The organism is Dysgonomonas reticulitermitis (assembly GCF_054601275.1).
In genome coordinates, this window is the sequence record NZ_BAAHWU010000034.1 from 1 (window position 1) to 16,140 (window position 16,140).

At 38.6% G+C, this 16,140-nt stretch carries 14 protein-coding genes; 11 read left to right on the forward strand and 3 right to left on the reverse strand.

Annotated elements, in window-relative coordinates:
* Window positions 1-955: TOTE conflict system archaeo-eukaryotic primase domain-containing protein (locus tag ACYPZI_RS11680; RefSeq protein WP_459601782.1), on the reverse strand; the 955-nt coding region annotated here is incomplete at its 3' end.
* 425 nt (window positions 956-1,380) lie between these two features.
* Here ACYPZI_RS11680 and ACYPZI_RS11685 point away from each other — a divergent pair.
* The 3 genes from ACYPZI_RS11685 to ACYPZI_RS11695 all read left to right on the forward strand — a co-directional run bounded on the left by ACYPZI_RS11685 (window position 1,381) and on the right by ACYPZI_RS11695 (window position 4,670).
* Window positions 1,381-2,250: a transposase gene (locus tag ACYPZI_RS11685; RefSeq protein WP_459601784.1), complete on the forward strand. Its 870-nt coding sequence runs from the start codon at window positions 1,381-1,383 to the stop codon at window positions 2,248-2,250.
* A 128-nt stretch (window positions 2,251-2,378) separates the two neighbouring features.
* Window positions 2,379-3,401 (forward strand): Holliday junction branch migration DNA helicase RuvB, encoded by a 1,023-nt coding sequence (gene ruvB, locus ACYPZI_RS11690; protein WP_459601786.1) that lies wholly within the window; start codon window positions 2,379-2,381, stop codon window positions 3,399-3,401.
* A 9-nt stretch (window positions 3,402-3,410) separates the two neighbouring features.
* Complete coding sequence (locus ACYPZI_RS11695; RefSeq protein WP_459601788.1) at window positions 3,411-4,670, forward strand: ABC transporter permease; 1,260 nt, start codon at window positions 3,411-3,413, stop codon at window positions 4,668-4,670.
* 120 nt (window positions 4,671-4,790) lie between these two features.
* Here ACYPZI_RS11695 and rlmH read toward each other — a convergent pair whose 3' ends face one another.
* Window positions 4,791-5,264, reverse strand: a complete 474-nt coding sequence (gene rlmH / locus ACYPZI_RS11700) for a 23S rRNA (pseudouridine(1915)-N(3))-methyltransferase RlmH (RefSeq protein ID WP_459601790.1) — start codon at window positions 5,262-5,264, stop codon at window positions 4,791-4,793.
* Between the two features lie 61 nt (window positions 5,265-5,325).
* Between rlmH and ACYPZI_RS11705 the strand changes: the two genes are divergently transcribed.
* Window positions 5,326-5,667: an MGMT family protein gene (locus tag ACYPZI_RS11705; RefSeq protein ID WP_459601792.1), complete on the forward strand. Its 342-nt coding sequence runs from the start codon at window positions 5,326-5,328 to the stop codon at window positions 5,665-5,667.
* Window position 5,668: 1 nt separating this feature from the next.
* Here ACYPZI_RS11705 and ACYPZI_RS11710 read toward each other — a convergent pair whose 3' ends face one another.
* The gene (locus tag ACYPZI_RS11710; RefSeq protein WP_459601794.1) at window positions 5,669-7,486 is read right to left on the reverse strand and encodes an LTA synthase family protein; all 1,818 of its coding nucleotides are present in this window, start codon (window positions 7,484-7,486) and stop codon (window positions 5,669-5,671) included.
* 129 nt (window positions 7,487-7,615) lie between these two features.
* Here ACYPZI_RS11710 and ACYPZI_RS11715 point away from each other — a divergent pair, with 129 nt between their 5' ends.
* From ACYPZI_RS11715 to ACYPZI_RS11745, 7 genes are all read left to right on the forward strand, one after another.
* Window positions 7,616-8,248, forward strand: a complete 633-nt coding sequence (locus ACYPZI_RS11715; RefSeq protein WP_459601796.1) for an ExbD/TolR family protein — start codon at window positions 7,616-7,618, stop codon at window positions 8,246-8,248.
* A gap of 266 nt (window positions 8,249-8,514) precedes the next feature.
* Window positions 8,515-9,156, forward strand: a complete 642-nt coding sequence (locus ACYPZI_RS11720; protein ID WP_459601798.1) for an MBL fold metallo-hydrolase — start codon at window positions 8,515-8,517, stop codon at window positions 9,154-9,156.
* A 13-nt stretch (window positions 9,157-9,169) separates the two neighbouring features.
* A complete protein-coding gene (gene gcvP / locus ACYPZI_RS11725; RefSeq protein ID WP_459601800.1) occupies window positions 9,170-12,022 on the forward strand; it encodes an aminomethyl-transferring glycine dehydrogenase in 2,853 nt (950 codons plus the stop codon).
* A 64-nt stretch (window positions 12,023-12,086) separates the two neighbouring features.
* The gene (locus tag ACYPZI_RS11730) at window positions 12,087-12,401 is read left to right on the forward strand and encodes a heavy-metal-associated domain-containing protein (RefSeq protein ID WP_459601802.1); all 315 of its coding nucleotides are present in this window, start codon (window positions 12,087-12,089) and stop codon (window positions 12,399-12,401) included.
* Between the two features lie 2 nt (window positions 12,402-12,403).
* Entirely contained in the window at window positions 12,404-12,835 is a 432-nt protein-coding gene (locus ACYPZI_RS11735; protein WP_459601804.1) for a copper resistance protein NlpE, read from the forward strand.
* 166 nt (window positions 12,836-13,001) lie between these two features.
* A complete protein-coding gene (gene asnA / locus ACYPZI_RS11740; protein ID WP_459601806.1) occupies window positions 13,002-14,039 on the forward strand; it encodes an aspartate--ammonia ligase in 1,038 nt (345 codons plus the stop codon).
* 389 nt (window positions 14,040-14,428) lie between these two features.
* Window positions 14,429-16,096 carry a nucleoside kinase gene (locus ACYPZI_RS11745; protein WP_459601808.1) on the forward strand — a complete coding sequence of 556 codons (1,668 nt, stop codon included), beginning with the start codon at window positions 14,429-14,431 and terminating at the stop codon, window positions 16,094-16,096.
* Window positions 16,097-16,140: the final 44 nt, after the last annotated feature.

Genomic DNA, 16,140 nt, shown 5'->3' on the forward strand with positions numbered 1-16,140 from the left:
GTTCCCCTAATCCATTTCCTTCGCATAGTGTAGCAAGCAGAACATCTATTTCCTCTAAGCTCATTTTTCGGATAGAAGCCAGGTAAGCCCACTGGTCAGGATAACTATTGAAGTTTTCATCAATAAATTCGCTATTCTCATTTTGGCGGGCACCTCCTTGTAAAGGTAAAGCAATCAGATTTCCAAAGCCTCCTTTAGGCATAAAATCCTGATTGGGAAACATCCGGTCATACGAAGAAAAACGTATTTCAGACCTGATTGACATCGATTTTGTCAAAAGGACATTTCCAAGTCTTCGCGCAGATATTGCCGGAACAGGCTCTTCAAAAAATATCCATGCGTGAGCTCCATTTCCGGAACGGGAACGTTCAATGGTAACCGGAATATTATAGGTGTTACATACAGAGCGAAATACCTTTATGTCCTCTTCCCATTTTGCTTCATCAAAATCAACTGCAAGAAATAGGCAGTTGTCATCCGGTAAAAGTGGATAGATACCAACAATTCCGGCACCATGTTCATCTTTATTCCGTAAATGGTTATTGATAACTTCTTTTGTCAAAGGCAATAAATTCCGATTGGGACAATCTTTACATTTAACACGAGTTCTGTCGCAAAGACCTTTTATCCATTCGTTTTTACATGCAGGGATGTAATAACTGCTTCCATGCTTCTTACTATAACATCGCTTGGCATATACATCTGTCCGCCCTTGAAATAATGATTGAAACAATTCTATCTTTTCTTTGGGAGAACTGTATTTGTTTATTGAGGATGCAGGAATATTTCCTATGATATTTTGCTCTAAGGTGTCCGATGCCCGAACAGAACCTTTGGCTATCGGGTTTTTCTGAGGCAGACCCAACATTTTCCGTAATCTCTCATTCTCGGTAAGTAATTCAAGATTCTGTGCTTCCAGTTCGGCTATTCGTTTTAACGAGTCAGATTCGGACATGTGGTTACAACATTCTACCTATAGTTAACATTCGATTTCCATCATCTTGCCCTAAGTTGCACCCAACTTTTGATTTATTTTTTATTGGGTGCAATATTTCTTGAGTATTAATTATCATATATAACAATATTCAAAATAATTCAATTAATTTGAGATGAACTAACCAGATAAGTAAGTTAATACTGGATTAATTTTCAATTGGCGGAACTTTCTTCTTTTAAAATATCAGTCAATTTACTTACTAATGCGAATCAGTAGTTGAAACTATTCGCTGATTTATTTAGTTAAAAGATTAATTAACAATAAAATAAGCGCACCGGATATTTGCTCAATCTCTTGAAAATCATTAAATTAAAGAAATATTACCACACATTTCTTTAACAATGATTCCCAAGAAGAAAGAGCATAAACTGATAAGAATTTATATGTATATCTGTGATTTATACGATTCAGAGCTAAAATATTACTGTCAACGGTACAGTAACAACAATGCTCCATCTTTTACTGATCAGGAAATAATGACAATTTACCTGTTCGCAGGATGTTGTCAGAAGTATTTCATGGTCAAAGATATACATTCTTTTACAAAAGAGTATCTATCTTCCTGGTTTCCTTCATTGCCATCGTATCAAACATTTAACTTAAGGTTAAACCGCCTGAATGAATGTTTTAAGGTATTATCCCAGAGATTGATAAGTTCATTCACGCCAAAAGATTGTGATTTTGATGTATCGCTGGTTGATTCTATGCCTGTAATCACTTGTGCAGGACGAAACAGAATAGCAAAGGTTGCTAAAGAAATCACCACTAAAGGATATTGTTCAACAAAGAATCAATATTACTATGGTTTAAAGCTTCATGCTCTGGCATTCAGACGAAAAGGGACAATCCCTTTTCCGGAATCCATAACCTGCACTCCTGCTGAAGATAACGACCTGGCTGTATTTAAACAGAACTGGGGAGATACGATAGCTAACCGAATGATTTTTGGAGATAAAATATATTCTGATTTTGAATACTTTAATGATAATAAAAAGCAAACGCAGAATATTCAAATGCTTACTCCTGTTAAAGCAGTCAAAGGACAGTCTGAACAAGAAAAACAATGGAACAAAGCATATAATGACTTATTTTCTACTGCTGTTTCTAAAGTCAGACAACCCATAGAATCATTCTTCAATTGGTTGAATGAACGTACAAAAATTCAAAGAGCGCAGAAAGTCAGGTCAACATCCGGACTTTTAGTACATACGATGGGTAAAATTGCCATCGCTTTTATTTATCTAATTTTTTAAATACTGATTCGCATGAATAGTTAAATGCAAAGAAACAAGATTTTACGGTTAACATAAATAAAATACACTGAAAACGATAAAGTTTGCTCACTTTATGGATAATTGATGTAAATTTGCATTTATACTTTATGGAAGGAACATTTAACATACACAGAGGTAATATAAACGACAACGAGAAAGAGTTTGAAAATGCTCTCAGACCGTTGACATTCCGTAGTTTCAGTGGACAAAGTAAGGTTGTAGAGAACCTACAGGTTTTTGTCACAGCGGCAAAAATGCGAGGCGAATCGCTCGATCATACTTTATTGCATGGCCCTCCCGGACTGGGGAAAACTACATTGTCGAATATAATAGCCAACGAACTTGGTGTCGGTTTTAAGATTACATCGGGACCGGTACTGGATAAGCCCGGTGATCTTGCCGGATTATTGACTTCGCTCGAAGCAAATGATGTCCTTTTTATAGATGAGATACACCGGCTTTCCCCTGTTGTAGAGGAATACCTGTACAGTGCGATGGAAGATTACAGGATCGATATTATGATAGATAAAGGCCCTAGCGCCCGTTCTGTGCAGATAGAACTGAATCCGTTTACTCTTATTGGGGCAACTACACGCAGCGGATTGCTGACAAGCCCTTTGCGTGCACGTTTCGGTATCAATATGCACTTGGAATATTATGACATCGATACCCTTATGCGTATTATTCTCCGCTCAGCAGATATACTCGATATACATACCTCGGAAGATGCAGCTATGGAAATCGCATCGCGTAGCCGTGGCACTCCGCGTATTGCCAATGCCCTGTTGCGCCGGGTGCGCGATTTCGCACAGGTGAAAGGTTCGGGTAAGATAGACAAGGCTATTGCGACTTATTCCCTTGAAGCGCTCAATATAGATAAGTACGGTCTCGACGAAATAGACAACAAGATACTGTTAATCCTCATTGATAAATTTCAAGGCGGGCCTGTAGGTATATCTACCATTGCCACGGCATTAGGCGAGGATGGAGGAACAATAGAAGAAGTTTATGAGCCTTTCCTCATCAAAGAAGGCTTTATGAAACGTACACCGCGAGGCCGTGAAGTTACGGATTTAGCTTACAAGCATCTGGGGAGGAAAAGGCAAAGTGAACAAGGTTTTTTATTTTAGCAGATCAATTTGAATTTAGAATTATTCATAGCGAAACGGATTCACTTCAAAAGTGAGAAAGGGGAGAAACGGGTTTCTTCTCCTGCCATAAAAATAGCTGTTGCCGGAGTGGCGATAGGACTTGCGGCTATGATACTATCTTTATCTATAGTCGTTGGCTTTAAAACGGAGGTGCGTAATAAGGTTGTAGGATTCGGTTCGCATATACAGATAACCAACCTGAATAATACAACATCTTACGAAAGCCAACCTATATCGGTATCTCCCGAATTGATAAAGGAACTGACTGATGCACCGAATATAAAACATATACAGTTATACGGAACAAAGCCGGGAGTAATTAAAACAAAAGATGCTTTCCAGGGGATTATGCTCAAAGGAGTTGGAAAAGATTATGACTGGAGTTTCTTTAAACAGAATATGGTTGATGGCTCTATCATTAATCCTCAGGACACTTCCGTTACGAATCAGGTAATCATATCAAAAAATATAGCATCGAAATTACATCTTAAAACAGGGGATAGTTTTATCGCCTATTTTGTAGGTGAGCGCAATGTGGAAGAGCGCAGCGCCCGTAAATTCAATATAACGGGGATATATAGTACAAACTTTGAAGAATATGACAAGCTTTTTGTAGTGACCGACTTATCCCTGATACAGCGATTAAATAAATGGGAACCCGGGCAAGTAAGCGGAATAGAATTGTTGGTCAAAGATTATGATAAGTTAGAGGAAACTGCTCAAGACGTTTATTTCGATCTGATGACATATCGGGATAAGGATAATAATACACTGCTTGCCCGTTCGATAAAGGAGTTAAATCCCATGATATTCAGTTGGCTCGATTTATTGGATATGAATGTGTGGGTGATCATCGGGCTTATGTTTGTTATCTCTGTATTTACGATGATTTCGGGTTTGCTAATCATCATATTGGAACGAACCAATATGATAGGCATGCTCAAAACTCTGGGGTCAAGGAATTTCAGTATTCGAAAAACGTTCTTGTATGTGGCTTCATTTCTTATATTGAAAGGGATGTTTTGGGGAAACATTATAGCGCTTTCAATTTTATTGATACAAAAGTATTTCGGGGTGATAAAACTTAATCCGGATAATTACTATGTGTCCGAAATGCCTGTGGATATAAATATCCTGTATATTCTACTGATAAATACAGGTACACTTGTATTGTCTGTTGTGGCTATGATCGGTCCTTCCTATCTGATCGCTAAAATTTCTCCTGCAAAATCTATCCGGTTCGAGTAATAAGTAAATTAGCAGATTAGCAAATGAAGTTGAAAGTAGTAAGTAAAAAGTAGTAAGTAGTAAGTACTTAAAACTTAAAACTCATAACTCATAACTTGTATCTTGTATCTCGTTCACTGATTACTCGTGGTGATAAGGCTCATTATTGAGTATTGTCATTGCTCTGTATAGTTGTTCCACAAATATGAGACGTACCATTTGGTGCGAGAAAGTCATGCGCGACAGTGTTAGTTTTTCGTTCGCCTTATCGTACACCGCTTGCGAAAATCCATAAGGCCCGCCAATGATGAATACGAGACGTTTTGATACGCTGTGAGTTTTCTTTTCAATGTAGTTCGCAAACTGAATAGAAGTATATTCTTTCCCCTTTTCATCTAGCAGCACAATGTAATCTCCCGCTTGCAAATTTTTGATAATCAGTTCTCCTTCCTTATCTTTCTGTTGTTCCGCGGTCAGGCTTTTTACGTTTTTTATATCCGGTATAACCTGAATTTCGAAAGGAATATAATGTTCCAGTCGTTTCTGGTATTCATTCACGGCGTCGATAAAATATCCGGCGTCAGTTTTGCCTATAACAAGGAGAGTTATTTTCATATCTGATCTTTATGAATGCAAAAATACGATTTTCTGTTTATCTTTATATCAAAACTATAAAATGAACAAATTGGATAAAGAAAGTCTTAGACAGGGAGTATATGATATTGTCAGATATATTCCTCGTGGGCGGGCGACCAGTTACGGAGCTGTTGCCAAAGCTGCGGGTTATCCCAATTTGTCGAGAATGGTTGGAAAAATAATGGCAGGGTGTTCGGAAAAGAATATTCCTGCCCACAGAGTCGTTAACAGTCAAGGCGTTCTATCGGGTAAAGATGCTTTTGGATCTGCCGGAGAAATGCAAAAACTATTGGAAGCTGAAGGGGTTGTTGTGAAAAACGACCGGATAATAAATTGGAAAACCATATTCTGGAATCCGCTGAAAGAAATCAAAATGGAATAATTTATCTGTTTCCCAAATCCAGATACATCATCTGGAAGAATGATTTTGCTTTCTCCTCCAAATCCGGATTCCCATCTTGTCGAATCACACTCTTTTTATCGTTATCGTAGGTTATTGTTCCTGTCGGATCTATCATGCAGAATCCGTTTACATACGAATAAAACGCAAACTTATTTCCGTCCGGGTTTAATATATCCTTACTGAAAATAAACTCGTCATGCTTTACATTCATTTGTGATAACAAAGTCGCCGCCAGATCGTTCTGCGAAGCAAAATCCTTTATAACTTCCGGTTGCTTCACAGCCCCGCCTATCCAGATCATAGGAATACGGAATCGCTTGGGATCACTATTATTTATTCCTTTCGGGTAAGATTGCATGGCATGGTCGGCAACAAAGATTATCAACGTATTATCCCAGTATTTTGTGGTTTTCAATTGTTTTACAAAATTACCCAAACATTCATCTGTGTAATGAACAGCATTGAGGAAAGGTTCCTTGAATTCATTAACCGGAACATCAAACGGCTCATGGCTACTTAATGTCAATACCGTTTTGAAGAATGGTGTTTTTACCTCTTTTGTTGTCAGGTCTTTATAGAATCTTTCTATAAGGGGTTTATCCGGCACACCCCATTTAGTCATCCGTTCACTCAATGGAAACCCTTTATCTGTTACCAAATCCTTTATGCCGCAAGCCCCTACAAAATAAGAGCGCATATTGGCAAAGTCGGCGTCTCCTCCATAATAAAAAGAAAGATCGTAGCCCGTTTCTTTTAATGTACGAGGTATAGTGGGTAAATTCCCTGTCTTTTGAGGATATTTCATTATTGCAACGGTCGGATGTGCAGGGTAACCACTTAATACGGATACTACTCCTCTGTCTGTACGGAAGCTATTAGCATAAAAATTTTCAAAAAAGACACCTTCTTTCGCAAACCGGCTCATGTTTGGAGCGACAAGAGAATCTAATGCTACACTAGCCGAAAAGCTTTCTAGAACAAATAGAATAATGTTTGGTTTATCAGTATTTAGTAATCGTGGAATACTATCGCTATGCGGTTGATTTGTGATTTTGCTAAATATCCCGGCTGCCTCATCCTTATCATAAAACTGATACTGTGAAGCAAAATCGTCAGACTTGGTAAAGGAATACATCAAATTAAAATGCGGATTGATGGCAGCATGATTCAGAAACATATTATCACTGTAATATACTTGTCCTACATTCATTGTAGAAACTGTAATTCCTCCTCTGATTGGTAAGAATAGAGCGGCTGTGAGTAGAGCTAATACAATGCCTGTATTGCGAATAGATTTCGGCACTTTTAGTTTTAAAACCTGTTTGCGAATAATAAATATATAACCAATATATATAATTGCAGCAAAAACAATAGTAAAGAGAAGACCTAGTATTATCTCACCGGCAGAGCCACTGGCAAATGCTTCTCGCGGTTTTTTCAGGTAAAGAAAAACTGTTGAATCGAAGTGAAATCCCCAATAAGGATATATGATAATGTCTACGACTGTAATGATAGCGATAATGGAAAGGATGATAATAAAATAAACATTAAATGTCCGGGCAATGTATTGCGGTTTGATCCAGATTGAGAAGATCAGAATTAAAGCAGGAATCGCTGTGAAGTAACCACTCATAGATAAATCGAGAGGAAGCCCATGATACAGTATCTGATATACATCGGAAGCAGAAACGCCACCACCCAGAGACGAATGAATAAGGGTGAAAGCAACTTTCCCTATACAGAAGATCAGAACGAAATAAAAGAATATGGTAATAAATAAAAGTATACGCTGTTTCATTTGATATATGGCTATTCGTACGACAAAGATACGAGTTCTGAAAAAAAAGTCGCGGCTATTTATGAAATTTCAACACATATTGCCTCTATTATGTAAAAACAGATGTAGAACTCTTTAAATATTAATATCATGGCTAACATAGAAACAAGTGGTAATGACGCTAAAAAGGGAAAACCACAAAGAAAATTATTAAGGGTAGATTTCACTCCAATGGTAGATATGAACATGTTGCTGATCACTTTCTTTATGTTCTGTACTACGCTTAGTATTCCTCAAATTATGGATATTGCCATGCCGGATACACGAGGTGGAGAAAGCCTGATACCCGAATCAAAGTCTTTAACTGTAATTTTGGGCGAAAACGACAAGGTTTTTTATTACGAAGGAAAAGCAAATTATGAAGATTATACCTCATTGAAAGAAACAGATTATAAAGGCATGCGTGATATACTGCTTTCCAAGAATAATATAAACTTATCTAAAATAAAAGACCTGAGATTGAAACGGAGCAAAAAGCAAATCTCTGACGAGGAATTCAAGGCTGAAGTGACTAAAGTAAATAAGTTGGAAAGTGGAATTTATACTCTTATAAAACCGACCAAAGACTCTAACTTTAAGAATCTGGTAGATGCCTTGGACGAAATGCAAATATGCGGTGTTGGCAAGTATATGATCGTTGAGCCGAATGAAGGGGATGATTTTTTGATGGAGAACCTAAAAACCAAAGGTCAATTAACGGCAATGGCAGAACGTCCTGAATAAAACTACATTGTTCTTAATTTTGTATAAATAGCAGAAACTACAGGTTATATAACTTGTAGTTTTTGTTTATCTTTGACTGTGAGTTGATTTCTATGGATTACAGAATTATTATTTAAGGTTCTGAGGGGAAAAATAGGCTGAAAATAAGTCAATCATACAGTTTCAATTTAAATGAATTTAGCAGAAAACCTATATGACACAACTAGCTTTGCATCGGGAAAAATTGTATCTTTGTCCTGCTTTTTTATATATTGAAAATTATAAATATGAACATGAAAATATTTGAATTCAACCCTATCAGTGAGAATACATATGTGGCGTACGATGAGACCAACGAATGTGTTATCATCGATCCCGGATGCTTTTTCCCTGATGAAAAATCTTTACTTCTCGATTTTATTCTTGATAATGACTTAATCGTAAAACATCTGCTTAATACACACCTGCATTTCGATCATGTGTTTGGCAATCATTTCATACACGAACAATTCCATCTGGAAACCGAAGCGCACAAAGGCGATGAGTTCCTGCTGGAACAATTGCCGGGGCAAATGAAGATGTTCGGATTCAGTAGCGAAGGAGTACAAGTACCTAAAATAGGAAAGTACCTGAAAGAAAATGATGTAGTAACCTTTGGCAACCAAAGAATGGTTGTGCTGGAGATTCCCGGACATTCGCCCGGGAGTATTGTCTTTTATAATCAGGAAGCCGGATGTGTCTTTGTCGGAGATGTCCTGTTTCGCGGCAGTGTCGGACGTACCGATTTGGTGGGTGGTAATCATCGGCAATTGATTGATGGAATCAAGGAAAAGCTCCTTACCCTTCCTCCCGATACTGTTGTTTATTCGGGACATGGACCACTAACTACCATCAGGGAAGAAATGAGAAACAACTTTTACTTACAATAAACCGAAAAAATACATGAAAACTCAAAAATTTCAAGATCGCCATATAGGCATCAATCCGGAAGAAGAAAAACTGATGTTGTCTAAGGTAGGAGTAAAATCGCTGGATGAATTAATTGACCAGACGATACCTGCCAATATACGCTTGCAAGGTGGATTAAATTTACCGGAAGCGTTGAGCGAACATGAGTATGCGGAAGAAATGGCTTTAATGGCATCAAAGAACCGTATTTGTGCTTCATATATAGGGATGGGTTGGTACGATACAATATGTCCTGCTCCTATCTTTCGTAATGTTTTCGAAAACCCTGTGTGGTACACATCATATACCCCTTATCAAGCTGAAATATCGCAGGGGCGTCTTGAAGCTTTGATGAACTTCCAGACAATGGTAAGTGATCTTACCGGTCTTCCTCTTTCAAATTGCTCTCTATTGGATGAGGCTACTGCCGGAGCTGAGGCCGCCACCATGATGTTTGCCCTTCGTAGTCGCGAACAAGTGAAAGGTGAGGTAAATAAACTGTTTGTGGATAAAAATATTTTTCCGCAGACTCTTGCTGTTATCAATACCCGTATGGAGCCTCAGGGTATAAAAGTTGTAGTAGGGAATTATCAGGATGTAAATCTTGCCGATGGATTTTTCGGGGCAGTAATACAATATCCTAATTCTAATGGGAATATTCTGGATTATGCCGCTTTTACGGAAAAGGCTCATGCGGCGGATTGTAAGGTTGCCGTAGCCACCGACCTGATGGCTCTGACCTTGCTTGTTCCTCCGGGCGAATGGGGTGCGGACATTGCATTCGGAAGTAGCCAGCGTTTCGGTATCCCGATGTTTTATGGAGGTCCTTCCGCAGGATTCTTTGCTACAAAAGACGAATATAAGCGGAATGTGCCGGGACGTATTATCGGCGTGTCAAAAGATGCTTATGGCAAATCCGCATACCGTATGGCTTTGCAGACACGCGAACAGCATATTAAGCGCGAAAAAGCAACTTCGAATATCTGTACAGCTCAAGCTCTGTTAGCAACGATGTCCGGATTTTATGCTGTTTATCATGGGCCTGAAGGATTAAAAGATATTGCTACTCAAATACATTCAGCAACAGCTTTGATTGCTGATGAATTGAAAGAATTGGGATATACAGTGTTGAATGAGCAGTATTTCGATACTCTTAAAATAGGCTTGCCTAGTGGGGTGTCACAATATACAGTGCGTGAATATGCCGAAATGCGCGATATTAACCTCCGCTATTATGAAGCCGGAGAAGTGGGCGTAAGTATCGATGAAACGATTACCGAATACAAAGCCCATGAATTATTGGCTGTATTTTCTTTGGCGGCAGGACGTCAGGAGGTATTCATGATCGATGATCTTCCTGAGAAGATAACGATAAAAGATACTTTCTTGCGCAAGAGCGAATATCTGACGCATGAAGTATTCAATAAATACCATACCGAAACCGAGTTGATGCGCTACATTAAGCGCCTCGACAGAAAAGATATTTCGTTGGCTCACTCTATGATTTCGCTTGGTTCGTGTACAATGAAGCTGAACGCGGCCTCAGAACTACTCCCTTTATCATTGGGCGGATTTCAGAATATTCATCCGTTTGCTCCAAAATCACAAACTCAGGGATATACCGAGTTGATAGAAGAGCTTGGCGAATATCTGAAGGAAATTACCGGTTTTGCAGGAGTCAGCTTCCAGCCCAATTCGGGTGCGGCAGGAGAATATGCGGGGCTTATGACGATACGTAAGTATCAGGAAAATACAGGTCAGGGGCATCGCAATATTATACTTATTCCGTCATCAGCTCATGGAACAAATCCCGCATCGGCTATTCAGGCGGGTTATCAAACAGTGACAGTCGATTGCGATAGCCATGGCAACGTGGTAGTCGAGGATCTTCAAGCTAAAGCAGATCAGCACAAAGATAATCTGGCTGCTTTGATGATAACCTACCCTTCTACGCATGGTATATTTGAAAAAGAAATCAGAGAAATCTGTAAGATTGTACACGAAAAAGGTGGACAGGTGTATATGGATGGAGCCAACATGAATGCGCAGGTAGGCTTGACCAATCCGGGCTTTATCGGGGCGGACGTTTGTCACTTGAATCTGCATAAAACATTTGCGATTCCTCACGGAGGTGGAGGTCCGGGAGAAGGTCCTATATGCGTGGCAGAACATTTAATTCCATTCTTGCCACATCATCCTGAAGTAGATGGAAGTTCTGTTAATACTGTATCTTCTGCGCCTTATGGAAGTGCCGGTATTTTACCTATTACCTACGGTTATATCCGTATGATGGGTGGGGCGGGACTAACTCACGCCACGAAGATTGCTATCCTGAATGCTAACTATTTAGCTGAATGTTTTAAAGATACATACGGAGTTGTCTATACCGGAACAACAGGCAGGGTAGGACATGAGTTGATCTTGGAGTGCCGTAAAGTAAAAGAAACTTCAGGAATAACCGAATCGGATATTGCAAAACGCCTGATGGACTACGGATACCATGCGCCTACATTGTCTTTCCCTGTTCATGGTACGCTTATGATAGAGCCGACAGAAAGCGAAAGTCTGACAGAATTGAACCATTTTGTGGATACAATGAATCAGATATGGGCAGAAATCAAGGAGGTGGAAAACGGAACATATACGAAAGAAGATAATGTACTCGTAAATGCGCCGCATCCTGAATACGAAATTTGTGCCGATGAATGGAAACATGCTTATTCTCGTTCGAAGGCCGCCTATCCGCTTGATTTTGTCAAAGAAAATAAATTCTGGATCAATGTGGCCCGTCTGGATAATGCCTATGGAGACAGGAATCTTATTACTTGTCTTTGCGACATGGGATAAATGAATGTGTTTAATATAAACTTTAGTTGCGTTAATTTGTTTATTAATTTTAAAAGTAGAAAATATGAATATGAAAGTTTTTATAATTACATTTGTCGCGATGCTTGGTTTAGTAATGACTATTCAAGCACAAAAGCCAAAAAGTGATAAAGAAACAGTCGTTTTCGATGTGTCCATGACATGTGAAAACTGCCAGAAAAGAATTGAAAAGAACATCGCTTTCGAAAAAGGTGTTACCGATATGAAAGTTGATCTTGCTAATAAAACTGTACAGATAGAATATAAACCAAGCCAAACAACAGTAGAGAAGCTTCAGGCTGCAATCGTAAAGCTGGGTTATGAAGTAAAAATACACAATAAAGAACAAAAAAGAAACTAAGTATGAAAAAATTATTTATTCTTGTTGCTGCAATAGCTATGCTATATAGCTGTGGTGGCAATACTCAAAAAACACAGGAACAAACTACACCGGAAACAACTCAGATTGGAGATGGGCACAATGCCAGAAATTCATTGGACTATCAAGGTACGTATACAGGAAAAGTGCCTACGGCCAGTGGTGAAGGAATGCTGGTATCGCTTACGTTGGAAGATAGTACCTATGTGAAAAAAACAGAATATATCGGCAAAAAAGAGATATTCGAGGACAAAGGTAAATATACATGGAATGCAGAAGGAAATACCGTTATTCTCGATGGGATAAAGGGTGCGCCGAATCAGTATTTCGTGGGCGAAAATACCCTTATCCAACTGGATATGGAGGGTAAAAAGATAACAGGAGAATTAGCTGATCAGTATATTCTCACAAAATAAAAATTTACTGAATAATTTGATAGCCCTTTACTTATTCTCAGGTAAAGGGCTTCTTTTTTTATATTTATGTCATAATGACTAAAAAATATCAAGATGTTGTTTCATATTGATGTGAAATACTTATCTTTGTAGATAAAATGATTTTGAAACAACGTAAATATAAAAAATGAGCTACCTAATCAAGCCAAATCAATACCACGCCTTACTCGATCTTCAACAGACGGAGATGGGCATCAAGCAGATAAAAGATTTTTTTCAACAGAACTTATCATCGGAACTTCGCCTAAGAAGAGTGACAGCGCCGTTGTTTGTCCTCAAAGGAATGGGTATTAATGATGATTTGAATGGGATAGAGCGAGCTGTGAGTTTCCCTATAAAAGATATGGGGGATGAACGAGCCGAAATAGTACATTCTTTGGCCAAGTGGAAAAGGTTGACTTTAGCGGATTATCAAATAAATGAGGGTTACGGTATATATACCGATATGAATGCGATCAGGGCTGACGAGGAGTTGGGTAATTTACATTCTCTGTATGTAGACCAATGGGATTGGGAGATGGTGATGTCGCTGAAAGATCGGAATATAGAATTTCTTAAAAAGGTAGTAGAGCGTATATATGCGGCTTTAGTTCGTACCGAATATCTTGTGTATGAGCTGTTCCCGTCAATTATACCTATATTACCAAAAGAAATTGCATTTATACATTCGGAGGAATTATTGCAGAGATATCCGGATCTTACCGTTAAGGAAAGAGAAAATAAAATCGCTAAAGAATATGGCGCGGTATTCCTGATAGGTATCGGGGGAGCATTGAGTAATGGTGAGCCACACGATGGTCGGGCTCCTGATTATGATGATTGGATTACACGTTCCGAGAATGGCTATAAAGGATTAAATGGCGATCTTATTGTTTGGAATCCTGTCCTTCAACAAGGAATGGAATTATCATCTATGGGTATCAGGGTGGACAAGGATGTCTTGCAGGAGCAGTTAAGAATATCAGGGCAAGAGTCCCGAAAAGAACTGTATTTTCATAAACGATTACTAAACGGAGAACTTCCTCAGTCTATAGGAGGAGGTATAGGGCAGTCCCGGTTATGTATGTTTTATCTCCGTAAAGGTCACATTGGAGAGATTCAGGCCGGTATCTGGCCATGTGAAATGCGCAAGGAAGCTGAATTGCTCGGCATGCCTCTTATCTAATAGAGGTTTACAGGCGAAAGTCCATATAGTACACACGGGTCGCGGATACGCAACCCGTGTTTTTTAATGGTTAAAAAACGTTATTCTATAGATAGGAAGAGGGAATAAGTCTGGTATCCGATTATTTAGAGCCTGTTTAAATTTTACCAAAACATTTTATTATAGCTCTTTTTTCGTTCATTTTCAGTCTCTTTTTATCTGATTTTTCCCTTTCTTCAGCTTGAATAGCCCGCTATTCGCGCTTCAGAAAAGAAAAAATCATTCTAAAAATAGTTCTGAAAATCGGAACGAATAAAATTTAAACAGGTTCTTAAAATTAATGATTTTCCTATCTTTATACTTTAAGGATTATTTAGAACTTTGTATTGAGGAAAAAATCATAAAAATTCATGGAAAGTAAAGTAACTATTAATTGCACTAACACCGGAACTTATAAAGATATTCCTGTTGGAACAAATCTCATTCAAATACTTAAAGAGTTCGACGTAAAGTCCAAACACAAGATTGTGACGGCGAAAGTTAATAACAAAACCGAACCACTGACTTATCAGGTATATAATAATAAAACCGTAAACTTTATAAGTATTTCTGAACCTTCCGGTATGCGGGCCTATGTCCGTTCATTGTGTTTCTTGTTTAGCCGGGCAGTGGCGGAGGTTTGTCCGAATGCCCAGCTATTGATAGAGCATCCTATATCATTGGGTTATTTTTGCCGGATAAACAATGTTTCGACGGTTGATCAGGACATGGTAGATGCAATCAAGGCGAAGATGCAAAAGTATATTGATGCCGATATTCCGTTTCAATGTGTGGAAGAAGAAACGGTCCGGGTCGTGGAGATGTTCAGAGAAAGAGGGTTTGAAGATAAAGCGATTTTATTGGAAACATCGGGAGAACTGTATTCTAAATATTATAAAATGAATGGAGCTGTCGATTATTTTTATGGCTGCCTGACTCCTTCCACGGGATATGTAGATTTGTTTGATCTCGAATTATACAATGATGGCCTGTTATTGCGCATCCCTAACCGTGAAAATCCGGTAGAATTGGAGCCTGTCATTCCTCAGAAAAAAATGTACAACATTTATAAGGAACATTTAAAGTTTCTGAATATCATAGGCTTGGATAATGTGGGTGATATGAACAAGGCGAATCAGAAAGGAGAAATGCCGAGAATAATCAAAATATCGGAGGCATATCAGGAAAAAGCGATCGCTAATATTGCGACAGAGATAGTTTCTCATACGGGAAATGGCATAAAAGTAGTTTTAATATCGGGTCCGTCGTCGTCCGGAAAAACTACATTCAGAATGAGGCTCGAGGTGCAACTGTTGGTCAATCTGATTAAGCCGGTGGGATTGTCGCTGGATGACTATTTTGTAAATAGGGAAAATACTCCTTTGGATGAAAATGGAGGATATGACTTTGAATCATTATATGCTCTCGATATACCTAAGTTTAACGAAGACTTGGAGATGTTACTGAGAGGGGAAGAAGTTGAATTACCGACTTTCAATTTTACAACAGGTCAAAGAGATTATAAAGGACACAAGCTTCAGCTGGAAGAAAACTCTATTCTGGTCATAGAAGGAATACACGGATTGAATCCTGAATTGACACGTAGTATACCGGATAACCTTAAATATAAAATATATGTATCGGCGCTTACGACTATTTCATTAGATGACCACAACTGGATACCGACAACAGACAATCGGTTGCTACGCCGCCTGGTACGCGACTATCGCTATCGTAATTACTCTGCAATAGATACGATTTCCCGTTGGCCTAGTGTGAGGAAGGGAGAGGATAAGTGGATATTTCCATATCAGGAAAATGCGGATGTGATGTTCAATTCGGCGATGATGTATGAATTGGCCGCTTTAAGAAAATATGCAGAGCCTATATTGTCTCAAGTACCGAATAATGTGCCCGAATATGCTGAGGCATACCGATTGTTGAAATTCTTGAAGTATTTCAATTATATAAATGACAGGGAGTTACCTCCTACATCTTTATTAAGGGAATTCTTAGGAGGAAGTAGTTTTAAATATTAATATTAATCAGTAGTTTTGAAAGGAGTTAAGTAGTAGTATGCTCT

Bases quoted from the DNA above. Each gene is read 5' to 3' on its own strand.
- ACYPZI_RS11685 (WP_459601784.1), top strand. From the start codon at position 1,381: ATGTATATCTGTGATTTATACGATTCAGAGCTAAAATATTACTGTCAA.
- ruvB (WP_459601786.1), top strand. From the start codon at position 2,379: ATGGAAGGAACATTTAACATACACAGAGGTAATATAAACGACAACGAG.
- rlmH (WP_459601790.1), bottom strand. From the start codon at position 5,264: ATGAAAATAACTCTCCTTGTTATAGGCAAAACTGACGCCGGATATTTT.
- ACYPZI_RS11705 (WP_459601792.1), top strand. From the start codon at position 5,326: ATGAACAAATTGGATAAAGAAAGTCTTAGACAGGGAGTATATGATATT.
- ACYPZI_RS11710 (WP_459601794.1), bottom strand. From the start codon at position 7,486: ATGAAACAGCGTATACTTTTATTTATTACCATATTCTTTTATTTCGTT.
- ACYPZI_RS11715 (WP_459601796.1), top strand. From the start codon at position 7,616: ATGGCTAACATAGAAACAAGTGGTAATGACGCTAAAAAGGGAAAACCA.
- ACYPZI_RS11720 (WP_459601798.1), top strand. From the start codon at position 8,515: ATGAACATGAAAATATTTGAATTCAACCCTATCAGTGAGAATACATAT.
- gcvP (WP_459601800.1), top strand. From the start codon at position 9,170: ATGAAAACTCAAAAATTTCAAGATCGCCATATAGGCATCAATCCGGAA.
- ACYPZI_RS11730 (WP_459601802.1), top strand. From the start codon at position 12,087: ATGAATATGAAAGTTTTTATAATTACATTTGTCGCGATGCTTGGTTTA.
- ACYPZI_RS11735 (WP_459601804.1), top strand. From the start codon at position 12,404: ATGAAAAAATTATTTATTCTTGTTGCTGCAATAGCTATGCTATATAGC.
- asnA (WP_459601806.1), top strand. From the start codon at position 13,002: ATGAGCTACCTAATCAAGCCAAATCAATACCACGCCTTACTCGATCTT.
- ACYPZI_RS11745 (WP_459601808.1), top strand. From the start codon at position 14,429: ATGGAAAGTAAAGTAACTATTAATTGCACTAACACCGGAACTTATAAA.